The organism is Pseudomonas nicosulfuronedens (genome assembly GCF_005877905.1).
Lineage (GTDB): Bacteria > Pseudomonadota > Gammaproteobacteria > Pseudomonadales > Pseudomonadaceae > Pseudomonas > Pseudomonas nicosulfuronedens.
In genome coordinates this window covers 52,870-64,225 of the sequence record NZ_SWDV01000009.1, presented here as the reverse complement: position 1 = coordinate 64,225, position 11,356 = coordinate 52,870, and the positions used below count along the sequence as shown (strand labels likewise).

Sequence of the window (11,356 nt, the reverse complement as noted above, 5' to 3'; positions counted from 1 at the left end):
GCTAGGCTGAGCAAACGCGCGAACGCGTCGAAAAAGTGTCGAAACTATCGACATGCAAAGGGACGAATCCACACTGGAGAGTCACAGAACCCATGATATTGAGCCACATTGCAATGCTCTGCGATAGTGATCTCAAGGGTTCGATTCCCTTCGCCCGCTCCAGAATGCAAGCAAAAGCCCCCGGCAACGTGAATTGCCGGGGGCTTTTGTTTTCAGGCGCAATCTTTCATGGAGCCAAGATCCCGGCCCAATTCATCCCTGCTGCCCAAATATCCCGTGCAGCACCGCCAGTTCAACCATCGCCAGGATGATGCAGAGCACTACAAAGCCTGGGGTAAATACCCGGTTCGGCCGATTGTCTGGCCCAGGCCAGTTGAAGAGTACTGAACAGAGTTCGCCGAGAATGTCTGCCAGATTCATTGCATCGCTATCCATGCGTCGGAGGTCATCGGCAGTATCGCCCTGATTCTGTTGGAAGTCCTGAGCGTACCTACTCTCTGGCCCGATCGCACGAGTAGACCGAGGCAATCATCGCTCCACCGTCGGCTTTTTTAGCCGGCCCTGGCTCTTGTAGACTTTCCGCCTCCCTACAGCCCGGACCTTGCCGCATGCCCGCTCTCACCTCGCACCGGCAGTTACTGTCTTGGCTCCTGCTTTCCCTCGTACTGTTCCTCCGCCCCGCCTGGGCTGCACCAGGGGTAGACGTGGCCAGTGTCAGCACCCAGCCTCTGACACTGACCACCTATGTCTCCATCCTCGAAGACCCAACGCGCAACCTGACGCTGGCGGATGTGCAGTCCCCCGAGCAGCAGCCCCGCTTCAAGGCCGACCAGCCGCCGGGCAGTTCGTTGGCGATGGGCTTCACCCGCTCGGCCTTCTGGCTGAAGTTGCAGCTGAGCAATCCCAGCGACGCCCCGGTGCAGCGCCTGCTGGTGGTGGAGAACCCGCGCATTTCCCATGTGCAGGCAAATATCCCGCAGGCGGATGGCAGCGTCAGGACGATCAACACTGGCAGCGACGTTCCGCAGAGCAGCAAGGTCTACCCGAACCGCAACTTCGTCTTCCCGCTGAACCTGCCGGCGCACGCCGAGCAGGTGCTGTACCTGCGCGTAGAGTCGAGTATCGGCCTGCTGGTGCCGCTGCAGCTATGGCCGGTGAAGGCGTTCCACACCTACGAGCGTGACGACTACACCGGCAAGGCCTGGTACTTCGGCATCGCCGTAGCAATGATCCTGTTCAACCTGATGCTGCTGTTCGCCCTGCGCGACCCGATCTACCTGCTCTACGTGGTCTTCGTGAGCTGCACGGCCGGGGCCTTGGCGATCAAGAACGGCCTGGCGCCGGACTGGTCGATCTTCGGTGAACCGCTCAATTCCAACGTCATCTACTACTCCGGCGTGTCGCTGGCCCTCGCCGCGCTGCTGCTGTTCGCGCGGCGAATGATGCAGCTCGACCGCTTGCTGCCACGCCTGGACTGGTTGTTGCGCGGGATGATCGCGCTCTACCTGGTCAGCCCGATCGCCTATGCGCTCGCGCTGCCGTATGTCTCGCGCGCGGGCATCCTGCTGAATTTCGCCACCGCACTGATCCTGCTGCTGTGCGCGGCGCTGTGCGCCTTCAAGCGCCAGCGCAGCGCATTCTTCTTCCTCGCCGCCTTCGCCCTGCTGATGCTCGGCGGGGCGATGACTTCGCTGCGCGCCATGGGCATCGTGCCGACCAACCTGTTCACCGTGGACGGCCTGCAGCTGGGCTCGGCGATGGAGATGATCGTGCTGGCTTTCGCCCTCGCCGACCGCTTCAACGTGATGCGCCGGGAGAAGGCGCGGGTACAGGAGGAATTGATCCGCGCCCAGCAGCAGCTTGTGGATAACCTGCGCAGCTCCGAGCACGAACTGGAGCTGCGCGTCGCCGAGCGTACCGACGAGCTGCGTGAGCTGAACAACCAGCTCGAAGCCATGAGCCTGACCGATGCCCTCACCGGCATCGCCAACCGCCGCCGCTTCGACCAGGTGCTGGAGCAGGAATGGGGCCACGCGCGCCGCTCCGGCGAATGCCTGGCCCTGGCGGTAGTCGATGTGGATTGGTTCAAGCGCTACAACGACCACTACGGCCACCCGGCCGGCGACGCCTGCCTGCGCGAGATAGCCCAGGCACTGGCGACCACGGTAAACCGTTCCACCGACCTGGTGGCGCGTTATGGCGGTGAGGAGTTCGTCTTCCTCGCGCCGATGACCGACCTTGCGGGCGTGCGTGGCATGGCGCAGAAGCTGCTGCAGGCGGTGGAAGCCCTCGCCTTGCCCCATGAGCTTTCACCGTTGGGGCGAGTGAGCGTCAGTATCGGTGTGGCGGCGTCGGTGCCTGGGCAGGAAGCCTCCGCCGAAGCACTGGTAGCAAGGGCGGATGCGGCGTTGTATGAGGCGAAGAAGCAGGGGCGGAATCAGGTGCTGGGCTGAAGACAGCCGAGCACTCTATCGTCCTACGCCCTCTTCAGCGCTTTCGTTGCGATTGCCGAACATTTCAGCTGCAGACTCGCTGGCACAGCTGTATCCTTCTGGATACAGTCGCCGCATGACCTACCAGCTCAAGCAAACCAGCCAGTTTGATCGCTGGCTCTCCGGCCTTCGGGATGCCCGTGGGAAAGTCGCAATCCTGCGGCGCCTGGACCGTATCCGATCGGGCCATCTCGGCGACACGCGGTCAGTGGGGATCGGTGTCTCGGAAATCCGATTGGATATCGGTCCTGGCTATCGCGTGTACTTCATGCGCCGTGGCGATATGGTGTTCCTGCTGCTGTGCGGCGGAGACAAATCCTCCCAACAGCGGGATATCAAGCTGGCGCAGCAGCTGGCGGGAGACATTCAATGAGCGTTGAACTGAGCGACTTCGACACCAGCCACTACCTCGACAACGAGGAAGTCATCGCCGAATACCTGTCCCAGGTCCTGGCTGACGGCGATCCTGATGAGCTGCTGTTGGCCATCGGCAACATCGCCAAGGCGCGCGGGATGACCAAGATCGCCAACGACTCGGGTCTGGGCCGGGAGAGCCTGTACAAGGTCTTTGCCCCGGGCGCCAAGCCGCGCTTCGAGACAGTGATGAAGGTCATGCGCGCACTGGGCGTAGAGCTGCAGGCAAGGCCCGCCGGCAGCGGGAAGTAAGGAGAATGGACGGATACTCCATCCGCCCAATCGCCACTCACACCCCAGCCTTCGCCCCATCCCGCTCCTTCAGCAAAGCCTGAATCACCTGTTCCTGCTCCTCATACCCGCCCTCCCCGATCGACAGGTGGCGCACGCGCCCCTGGGCATCGATGAAGTAGTGCGCCGGCCAGTACTGGTTGGCGAAGGCGTTCCAGATCCGGTACTGGTTATCCAGCGCTACGGGGTAGTGGATGTCGTGCTTGTTCACGGCATCGCGGACGTTCGCGGGGACGCGCTCGTACGGATATTCCGGGGTATGCACGCCGATCACCACCAGGCCCTGGTCCGCATACTTCTTCGCCCAGGCGTTCACGTACGGCAGGCTGTGCTGGCAGTTGATGCAGTCGTAGGTCCAGAAGTCCACCAGCACCACCTTGCCGCGCAGGTCACGCAGGTTCAGTTCGGGGCTGTTGATCCACTCCACCGCGCCTTGCAGTTCGGGAGCAGGGCCGAGGTCGGGCAGGCGTTCGGCGCCGTGGGCCATGTCGCCGGGCATCAGCTGGCTGATAAGCGCGGGCACGCCGTCGATGACCTTGTGTTCCAGGCTGTTCACCAGGGTCGATGAGCTGCCAGAAGCCAGCTGTGCGCTGGTACCGCTGGCGATGCCAACGACAGCCAGCAGAGCGAGCACACCGGTGGCGCGACGCAGGCCTTCAATCACCGCCATGCGCGGACGCAGGTGCTGCATCAGCCGCCGACCGGCGAAGAGCACGATGCCCAGCACGGTGGCACTACCCAGGCCGTAGGCGAACAGCAGCAGGCTGGTCTGCGCGCTCGGGCCTTGCAGCATGGCGCCGGAGAGAATCAGCCCCAGCACCGGGCCGGCGCAGGGCGCCCACAGCAGGCCGGCAGCGAAACCCAGTACCCACGCGGAGAAAGCCGGTGGCATACGCCGAGCTTCGCCATGCAAGCGGTCACCGAGCCACGCCCAGGGCTTGGCCAGCCAGTCGCTGAAACGTGGCCAGAGCAGCGCAACGGCGGAAACCGACAGCAGTGCGAGGGCGAAGTACCGCCCCCACTCACTGGCGGCAATCACCCAGTTGCTGGAGACGGTCGCCAGGCTCGCCAGCACAGCGAAGCCGCTGGCCAGGCCGAGCAAGGTCACCCACGGCGACCACGCCGGTCCGCCGGCGCGCTGCAGCAACAAAGGCAGTACGGGAAGGATGCAGGGGCTGAGCAGGGTCAGCGCCCCGCCGAGAAAGGCGATGAGCAACATGGGCACCTCGGTGGGCGGTCGGCCCGGGGCTTTTTCTGGAGTGAGCGGCTGGGAGTAAACGCCGCGGCCGTCCCTGGCCGCGGTCCAGGGGAATCAGCCGCCTTCGTTGCAGTTGGTGGCGAACTTGCGGTAGGCCACGCTGTGCGGCTGGCCGTGGGAATCCAGGTAATCCATGCGAGCGTTGACGATGCCGCAGTCGAAGGGCGAAGCAGCCTCTTCCTGGATGGCGATGACCTGCTTCACGTCCAGCTTCTGGCCGTAGTGGTACGGCTCGGCGGGCTGGGTATCGGCGGCCTGGGCGCCGAAGCTGGCAAAAGCGGCGAGGGAAGCGAAGAGGCAAGCGCTGGCGAATTGGATGGTTTTCATGGCGGTTCTCCTGTCCTGTGTCGGGTTTGGCCGGCGGGGGCTGTGTGCCTCGCCGTTGGTGCCCATTTCACGTTCAGGAGGTATCGGGCTTGTGTCGCACAGGCCCCTGGTTTGCCGCGCCGGGTATCGGCGGCGGCTCTGGATACAGTGGAATACAAAGCACGGCAGGCAAGCGCGACGCTGCGCTATAAACTCGCCTCAACCCACTACGAACGAGGCACCGGCATGGACCATGTCGATCACGTACTGATCGTCGACGACGACCGCGAGATTCGCGAGCTGGTCGGCAACTACCTGAAGAAGAACGGCCTGCGCGTGAGCCTGGCGGGAGACGGTCGGCAGATGCGCGCCTTCCTCGATGCCAACTCGGTGGACCTGATCGTCCTCGACATCATGATGCCCGGCGACGACGGCCTGAAGCTGTGCCGCGAGCTGCGCGTGGGCAAGCACAAGTCCACTCCGGTGCTGATGCTCACCGCACGCAACGACGAGACCGACCGCATCATCGGCCTGGAAATGGGCGCCGACGACTACCTCACCAAGCCCTTCTCTGCCCGCGAGCTGCTGGCACGGATCAACGCCGTGCTGCGCCGTACCCGCATGCTGCCGCCGAACCTGCAGGTCAGCGAAGCGAGCCGGCTGATCGGCTTCGGTCGCTGGAAGCTCGACACCACCGCGCGCCACCTGCTCGACGAAGACGGCACCCTGGTCGCCTTGAGCGGCGCCGAGTACCGCCTGCTGCGCGTGTTCGTCGATCACCCGCAGCGCGTGCTCAGCCGCGAACAACTGCTGAACCTGACACAAGGCCGCGAGGCGGACATCTTCGACCGCTCCATCGATTTGCTGGTCAGCCGCCTGCGCCAGCGCCTGCTGGACGACGCCCGCGAGCCGGCCTACATCAAGACGGTGCGCAGCGAAGGCTACGTCTTCGCCCTGGCTGTCGAACTGCTCGAGCCCAACGCATGAAATCCCTCCTGCACTGGCCGCGTACACTGGCCGCACGCCTGGCGCTGATCTTTCTCACCGGGTTGGTATTCGCCTACAGCCTGTCGTTCTGCTCGCAGTTCTACGAGCGCTACCAGAGCGCGCGCAGCATGATGCTGGGCAACCTGGAAACCGACGTCAGCACCGCTGTCGCGCTGCTCGACCGCCTGCCGCTGGACGAACGCGAGCGCTGGCTGCCCATGGTGCAACGGCCCAACTACCGCTATCGCCTGGACGGCGGCCAGCCCGGCGAGCCGATGAACATGGCGCAGGCGCCCATGGCGGCGACCTCCATCGCCGACGCCATCGGCCCGCGCTACGGGCTGCGTTTCGAGACCATTGCCGGCTCGATCCCGCACTTCCAGGTACACCTGAAGCTGGCCGACGGCATGCCACTGACCATCGACGTGACGCCCAAGGGCGTGCCCGTGGCGCAATGGTTGCCCTGGGTGCTGATCGTGCAATTGGCGCTGCTGCTGCTCTGCACCTGGCTCGCCGTGCGCCTGGCGATCCGCCCGCTCACGCGACTGGCCCAGGCCGTGGACCATCTCGACCCGGACGCCCCGGCCCCGGAACTGGACGAGCGCGGCCCCAGCGAAGTCGCCTATGCCGCCCGCGCTTTCAACGCGCTGCAAGGCCGCATCGGCTCCTACCTGAAGGAGCGCATGCAACTGCTCGCCGCCATCTCCCACGACCTGCAGACCCCCATCACACGGATGAAACTGCGCGTCGAACAGATGGACGACTCGCCCGAGCGCGAGCGCCTGTGGAGCGACCTGGAAGAAATGCAACACCTGGTCCGCGAAGGCGTGGCCTACGCACGCAGCATGGACGGTGCCAGCGAGGCGGCGGTGAAGGTCAACCTCGACGCTTTCCTCGACAGCCTGGTGCTCGACTACCAGGACAGCGGCCAGACCGTGGAACTGCAGGGCAACAGCCATGCTGTACTGGAAACTCGCCCTCACGCCCTGCGCCGGGTACTCAGCAACCTGGTGGACAACGCCCTGAAGTTCGGCGGCTCCGCCCAGGTGCAAGTCGAGCGCGATAGCCAGGGCGTCGTGTGTGTTCGTGTACTCGACGACGGCCCGGGCATCCCCGAGGAGGAACTCGCCGAAGTGGTGAAACCCTTCTACCGGGTGGAGAGCTCGCGCAACCGCAGCACCGGCGGCACCGGCCTGGGGCTGGCGATCGCCCAGCAGCTGAGCCAGGCGCTGGGCGGCACGCTGACCCTGTCCAACCGCACCAACGGCGGGCTGTGTGTGCAGCTGGAACTTCGCCCTGCCAGCTGAGGCTTTGTACAGAGGGATACAAGACGGGCCTCGCCGGACACATCCGGGATAAGGCCCGTCGACAAGATGGCTCCACGAACAGCGGCGGCACCCCCGCCCGCCGCGTTCGCCCAAAGGAGCCCGCCATGAACCGTCCCGCCGAACCTGCCCGCCTGCATGGCTGGCGCCTGTTTTCCCTGCTGTCGCTGCTGGTGCTGATCGTCACCGCGTTGGCCCTGTGGTCCCAGCCGCAATGGGTGGACGCGTTACGCAGCTCGATCCGCGTCACCGCCCGCACCTCCTTCGCGCTGTTCCTCGCCACGTTCCTCGCCTCGTCCCTGGCAGCGCTGGTGCCGAGCGACTTCACCCTCGGCCTGCTGCGCGAGCGACGCTTCCTCGGGTTGGCCTTCGCCTTCTCCCACGCCGTACACGCGGTGCTGATCCTCCTCTATGTGAAGTTCTTCCCCGAGACCTTCTGGAACGGCCGCAGCGCAGCCGCGAATATTCCCGGCTCGGTCGGCTACCTGTTCATCGCCCTGCTGGCCGCCACTTCCTTCCCCTACGCGGTGAAACTGCTCGGTGCCCGTGTCTGGAAGGGCCTGCACAGTATCGGCACCTGGGTCATCGCCGGGGTGTTCTTGCTGTCCTTCTACAAGCGCCTGCCAATGGGCTCCTGGTACCCGCTGGGCTTCGGCCTGATCTTCAGCGCCATCGTCTTCAAGCTCATCGCCAAGCTGGCCGTGCGCCTGCGCCGTGGTGCTCGCCCCGCGCTGCCGAACGCCTGATACCCACTTGTTCCGCCACCGGGCGAAACCATCGCCCGGCCGCCCAAGCCTTGCTCACGATCGATTGCCTACAACATTGCCCACGAGGTGCGCCATGACCCTGCTGACCCTGAATCCGCTCAAGACCGCTTTCGACCAACTCGACCGCCTCGCCGCCTGGGGCTGGGACATCCCGCTGCGGCTGTTCCTGGCCTGGGAGTTCTTCGAATCCGGCCTGGAGAAATGGCACGGCGACAACTGGTTCGAGCAGATCCACGCCAGCTTCCCCTTCCCCTTCAACCACTTCTCTGCCGGTTTCGACTGGCAGGTGTCGATGTGGGCCGAGCTGATCGCGCCGATCCTGCTCCTGCTGGGCCTGGCCACACGCTTCGCTTCGGCCTCGCTGATCGTGGTCACCCTCGTCGCCATCGCTGCGGTGCACTGGCCGGCACAGTGGTCGAGCCTGGCGGAACTCGCCCAGGGCTACTCGATCACCGACCATGGCTTTGGCAACTACAAACTGCCGCTGATCTACCTGGTGGCGTTGGTGCCGCTGGTGCTGAAGGGGGCGGGAGCGCTTAGCGTGGATGGGCTGGTGCGGCGGTTCGTGGGGACTTCGCGGCTGAACTGATCGCCCCGCACAGCGACTGTTCGACAGAAACGCCCTCTCCGATGGAGAGGGCGTTTTTGTTTTCGGCTCATTAAGGCAGGAGCGGATGATTTCCGCGATATCAGGCACGGGCAGCACGCGATCCGCATGGGTATCGCTGCGCTCCACCCATCCTACGGGTGCACTCGATTCACGCCCGCGCAAGCGCCTTCATACAACAGCGCGGCTTTGGTCAGCAGCAGTTCGAGGCCGCTCAGGGTGCGGGAAAGAGGGTCGCCACTGGGCAGGTTATCTGCGCAGGCCAGCAGGAGCAGGACACAACGGGCGGCGGTCTTCGGCGGCGTCGAAGAGCTCGAGCGGGGTGGCACCGTTGCGGATATGGAATGGAAGCATTTTCTTGACCTGGATGAGAGCTTTGAGCTGCTCATCCAGACGCCAATCCGGGAGAGCAGGCCGTACAGGTTCGCGTACCGGTCAGAACATCCGGCGCATCCGAAGATGCCCTGCACGGGCCGCCCATTGCACAGGTGCGACCATGCCGACATGAGCCCGAAAGCTTACGTTTGTTCTGAGGTCCGGGACGCCAATCCCGCACCACTCTGTTGAGCGGCTGGGAAACGTAAGGGCTGGCCCTGGGAAGGTCAATGAAGACGCGGCGCATAAGCCCGTCGGACGCGTCAACGTAGGATGGGTGGAGCGCAGCGATACCCATGCCGCCCCATTCAACGCTGAACTCGAACGGGGGCTGTAGGAGCGAGCTTGCTCGGGAACGGATTCTCCAGCGCCTTCGACGGTCACCGGGTTCGCTAGCAAGCTCGCTCCTACGAAAAGCAGAAAGCCCGCGCACCGATGAAGGTGCGCGGGCCGGGTTGTGGATAAAAGATCGATCAGGGAATCACGAACCCCACCTCGATGTTCCCGCGAGTCGCCTTGGAATACGGGCAGATCTGGTGGGCCTCGGCCACCAGCTTCGCCTTGTCCTCGGCCTCCAGTCCCGGCAGGTGCACGGTGAGCTGAGCGGCCAGGGCGAAGCCGCCGTCGGCGGTGTTGCCCAGTGAAACTTGCGCATCCACCGCCACATCGGCCGGCAGGCGCACGTTCAGCTTTTGCCCGGCGCGGCGCAGGGCACCAATGAAGCAGGCAGACCAGCCGATGGCAAACAGCTGCTCGGGGTTGGTGCCGGGGCGGCCGGAGCCGGGCGGGCTCAGGGGCAGGTCCAGCTCACCGTCGGAGGTCTGGCCACGGCCATCGCGGCCTCCGGTGGTGTGGGTGTGGGCGGTGTAGATCACGGTTGCCAGGATGTCGGTCATGACGCTTCTCCTTCAGGGCGTGTCAAGGGGGGACGACGTGGGGTGGTGCAGTTCGGGCGAGTGCCTAGCACCACGCCTTGCTTCTTCAGGCTGCGCAGCAAGGCAATACCTTGCCCTTCGATGGCGGCCGGTTCGACGTTGGCGATTTCCGCCAGCGCCTTGAGGTGTTGGCGACCGGTGAGCTGCCACTGTTGCAGCGACACCAGCAGAGCATGGGCCAGCGGGGCCAGGCGCGAGAAGTACACCTTCAGGTCGGTATCCCGACGGGCCAGCAGCAGCGTCGGTTCAGCCGGCATTTGCTGCGGGATATGCTCGGGGCCGATGTGGCTCACCGGCCAGGCATAGGCCAGCGGCGTACAGAGACTGGATAACAGCGGCACGCCATCGAGCAGGTCGCCGTCCGGGTCATGGGACGGCTCGGTGTTGTTGCTGAGCAGCAGCGCGGTCTCGATGAATTCGTAGTGCGCCAGCTCGGCGACCCAGCCGGGTAGCTCGGTGCGGCCCTCCAGGTACTCGACGAACTCACCGGCCACCTCGGTGAACAGCGGCGTCTGGCAGCGGAAGCTGGCGTAGAAGTCTTCGGTCAGCCCCTGCCACTGTTCGCGCGGCACGCTCGCGTGCAGCACCGGGAAGTTGCCGGCGAGCAGCGATTGCAGGTTGCCGAAGAACAGTTGCCGGTACACCGCCAGGCGCCGCGCCTCGATGCCCGGCGGCGGTTCGTTGGCCTGTGGATCACGGATGTAGCGGGTCATGCGCAGTTGCTGTTCGCGCAGGGACTCAGCCATGGCGCACCTCCGGCTGGCGTGCGGCCGTTTGCAGCGCGCGGATGTAGTCCACCTCAGCGAGCAGTTCAGCCATGGGCGGCAGGTTGAAGTCTCGTTCCAGCAGGGTCGGGACCGTGCCCAGGTGCCGGTAGGCGCTGGCCAGCAGGCTCCAGACGTCGTCCTTCACCGCGGCGCCGTGGGTGTCGATCTTCAGGTCCGGCGCTTCGTCGTAGTGACCGGCGACGTGCAGGCAGACGACGCGCTCGGCCGGTACGCGGGCCAGGAAGCCAGCGGCGTCGTAGCCGTGGTTGTGGGCGTTGACGTAGAGGTTATTGACGTCCAGCAGCAGGTCGCAGTCGGCCTCACTGAGCACGGCGCGGAGGAAGTCGATCTCGCTCAGTGCCTGGTAGGGCGCTGCGTAGTAGGAAATGTTCTCCACGGCGATGCGGCGGCCGAGGACGTCCTGCACTTCACGGATACGGCTGGCGATGTGGCGCACGGCCTCGTCGGTGAAGGGTATGGGAATCAGGTCGTAGAGATGGCCTTCGTCAGAGCAGTAGCTCAGGTGTTCGCTGAACAGCGGCACCCTGTGCTGGTCGAGAAACTCGCGGACTCGGCCGAGGAACACGTGGTCCAGTGGCTCGGGGCCGCCCAGGGACAGTGACAGGCCATGGCAGGACAGTGGGAAGCGTTCGGCCAGGCGCGCCAGGCCCTCACCATAGGAGCCGCCGACACCGATCCAGTTGTCCGGCGCGACTTCGAGGAAATCGACGGCGCGGTCATCCACGCTCAGCAGGTCGGTCAGCATGGCGCGGCGCAGGCCGAGGCCGGCTCCTTGCAGGGATTCGGAAGTCGTCATGGTGCTCTCCTTGGG

Annotated in this window: 13 protein-coding genes; 7 read left to right on the top strand and 6 right to left on the bottom strand. The window is 65.0% G+C overall.

Going from position 1 to position 11,356, the window contains the following annotated elements:
• Positions 1 to 252 precede the first annotated feature (252 nt).
• A complete protein-coding gene (locus FAS41_RS09395) occupies positions 253 to 435 on the bottom strand; it encodes a hypothetical protein (RefSeq protein ID WP_138521532.1) in 183 nt (60 codons plus the stop codon).
• Positions 436 to 704: 269 nt separating this feature from the next.
• Between FAS41_RS09395 and FAS41_RS09390 the strand changes: the two genes are divergently transcribed.
• The 3 genes from FAS41_RS09390 to FAS41_RS09380 all read left to right on the top strand — a co-directional run bounded on the left by FAS41_RS09390 (position 705) and on the right by FAS41_RS09380 (position 3,158).
• Positions 705 to 2,453 carry a sensor domain-containing diguanylate cyclase gene (locus FAS41_RS09390; RefSeq protein WP_246084850.1) on the top strand — a complete coding sequence of 583 codons (1,749 nt, stop codon included), beginning with the start codon at positions 705 to 707 and terminating at the stop codon, positions 2,451 to 2,453.
• 115 nt (positions 2,454 to 2,568) lie between these two features.
• Positions 2,569 to 2,865, top strand: a complete 297-nt coding sequence (locus tag FAS41_RS09385) for a type II toxin-antitoxin system RelE/ParE family toxin (protein WP_138521528.1) — start codon at positions 2,569 to 2,571, stop codon at positions 2,863 to 2,865.
• Positions 2,862 to 3,158, top strand: a complete 297-nt coding sequence (locus tag FAS41_RS09380) for an addiction module antidote protein (RefSeq protein ID WP_138521526.1) — start codon at positions 2,862 to 2,864, stop codon at positions 3,156 to 3,158. Before FAS41_RS09385 ends, FAS41_RS09380 begins: the two co-directional genes overlap by 4 nt.
• Before the next feature lie 37 nt (positions 3,159 to 3,195).
• Here the strand turns inward: FAS41_RS09380 and FAS41_RS09375 are convergent, their stop codons facing one another.
• Both FAS41_RS09375 and FAS41_RS09370 read right to left on the bottom strand, forming a co-directional pair.
• Entirely contained in the window at positions 3,196 to 4,416 is a 1,221-nt protein-coding gene (locus FAS41_RS09375) for a cytochrome c biogenesis protein DipZ (RefSeq protein ID WP_138521524.1), read from the bottom strand.
• Between the two features lie 93 nt (positions 4,417 to 4,509).
• Positions 4,510 to 4,782, bottom strand: a complete 273-nt coding sequence (locus tag FAS41_RS09370) for a DUF2790 domain-containing protein (RefSeq protein WP_138521522.1) — start codon at positions 4,780 to 4,782, stop codon at positions 4,510 to 4,512.
• A 225-nt stretch (positions 4,783 to 5,007) separates the two neighbouring features.
• Here FAS41_RS09370 and FAS41_RS09365 point away from each other — a divergent pair, with 225 nt between their 5' ends.
• The 4 genes from FAS41_RS09365 to FAS41_RS09350 all read left to right on the top strand — a co-directional run bounded on the left by FAS41_RS09365 (position 5,008) and on the right by FAS41_RS09350 (position 8,429).
• On the top strand, positions 5,008 to 5,748 hold the full coding sequence (locus FAS41_RS09365; protein WP_138521520.1) for a response regulator: 741 nt from the start codon (positions 5,008 to 5,010) through the stop codon (positions 5,746 to 5,748).
• Positions 5,745 to 7,055, top strand: a complete 1,311-nt coding sequence (locus tag FAS41_RS09360; protein ID WP_138521518.1) for an ATP-binding protein — start codon at positions 5,745 to 5,747, stop codon at positions 7,053 to 7,055. The genes FAS41_RS09365 and FAS41_RS09360 overlap by 4 nt, the downstream gene beginning before the upstream one ends.
• A gap of 125 nt (positions 7,056 to 7,180) precedes the next feature.
• Complete coding sequence (locus tag FAS41_RS09355) at positions 7,181 to 7,819, top strand: ferric reductase-like transmembrane domain-containing protein (protein WP_138521516.1); 639 nt, start codon at positions 7,181 to 7,183, stop codon at positions 7,817 to 7,819.
• 94 nt (positions 7,820 to 7,913) lie between these two features.
• Complete coding sequence (locus FAS41_RS09350) at positions 7,914 to 8,429, top strand: HvfX family Cu-binding RiPP maturation protein (protein WP_138521514.1); 516 nt, start codon at positions 7,914 to 7,916, stop codon at positions 8,427 to 8,429.
• Between the two features lie 866 nt (positions 8,430 to 9,295).
• Here the strand turns inward: FAS41_RS09350 and FAS41_RS09345 are convergent.
• The 3 genes from FAS41_RS09345 to FAS41_RS09335 are packed head-to-tail and all read right to left on the bottom strand — an operon-like array spanning position 9,296 to position 11,341.
• Positions 9,296 to 9,718: an organic hydroperoxide resistance protein gene (locus FAS41_RS09345; RefSeq protein ID WP_138521512.1), complete on the bottom strand. Its 423-nt coding sequence runs from the start codon at positions 9,716 to 9,718 to the stop codon at positions 9,296 to 9,298.
• The gene (locus FAS41_RS09340; RefSeq protein WP_138521510.1) at positions 9,715 to 10,503 is read right to left on the bottom strand and encodes an HvfC family RiPP maturation protein; all 789 of its coding nucleotides are present in this window, start codon (positions 10,501 to 10,503) and stop codon (positions 9,715 to 9,717) included. The genes FAS41_RS09345 and FAS41_RS09340 overlap by 4 nt, the downstream gene beginning before the upstream one ends.
• A complete protein-coding gene (locus FAS41_RS09335; RefSeq protein WP_138521508.1) occupies positions 10,496 to 11,341 on the bottom strand; it encodes an HvfB family MNIO-type RiPP peptide maturase in 846 nt (281 codons plus the stop codon). Before FAS41_RS09335 ends, FAS41_RS09340 begins: the two co-directional genes overlap by 8 nt.
• Positions 11,342 to 11,356: the final 15 nt, after the last annotated feature.

Bases quoted from the DNA above. Each gene is read 5' to 3' on its own strand.
- FAS41_RS09375 (WP_138521524.1), bottom strand. From the start codon at position 4,416: ATGTTGCTCATCGCCTTTCTCGGCGGGGCGCTGACCCTGCTCAGCCCC.
- FAS41_RS09350 (WP_138521514.1), top strand. From the start codon at position 7,914: ATGACCCTGCTGACCCTGAATCCGCTCAAGACCGCTTTCGACCAACTC.
- FAS41_RS09360 (WP_138521518.1), top strand. From the start codon at position 5,745: ATGAAATCCCTCCTGCACTGGCCGCGTACACTGGCCGCACGCCTGGCG.
- FAS41_RS09335 (WP_138521508.1), bottom strand. From the start codon at position 11,341: ATGACGACTTCCGAATCCCTGCAAGGAGCCGGCCTCGGCCTGCGCCGC.
- FAS41_RS09340 (WP_138521510.1), bottom strand. From the start codon at position 10,503: ATGGCTGAGTCCCTGCGCGAACAGCAACTGCGCATGACCCGCTACATC.
- FAS41_RS09345 (WP_138521512.1), bottom strand. From the start codon at position 9,718: ATGACCGACATCCTGGCAACCGTGATCTACACCGCCCACACCCACACC.
- FAS41_RS09365 (WP_138521520.1), top strand. From the start codon at position 5,008: ATGGACCATGTCGATCACGTACTGATCGTCGACGACGACCGCGAGATT.
- FAS41_RS09395 (WP_138521532.1), bottom strand. From the start codon at position 435: ATGGATAGCGATGCAATGAATCTGGCAGACATTCTCGGCGAACTCTGT.
- FAS41_RS09385 (WP_138521528.1), top strand. From the start codon at position 2,569: ATGACCTACCAGCTCAAGCAAACCAGCCAGTTTGATCGCTGGCTCTCC.
- FAS41_RS09380 (WP_138521526.1), top strand. From the start codon at position 2,862: ATGAGCGTTGAACTGAGCGACTTCGACACCAGCCACTACCTCGACAAC.
- FAS41_RS09370 (WP_138521522.1), bottom strand. From the start codon at position 4,782: ATGAAAACCATCCAATTCGCCAGCGCTTGCCTCTTCGCTTCCCTCGCC.
- FAS41_RS09355 (WP_138521516.1), top strand. From the start codon at position 7,181: ATGAACCGTCCCGCCGAACCTGCCCGCCTGCATGGCTGGCGCCTGTTT.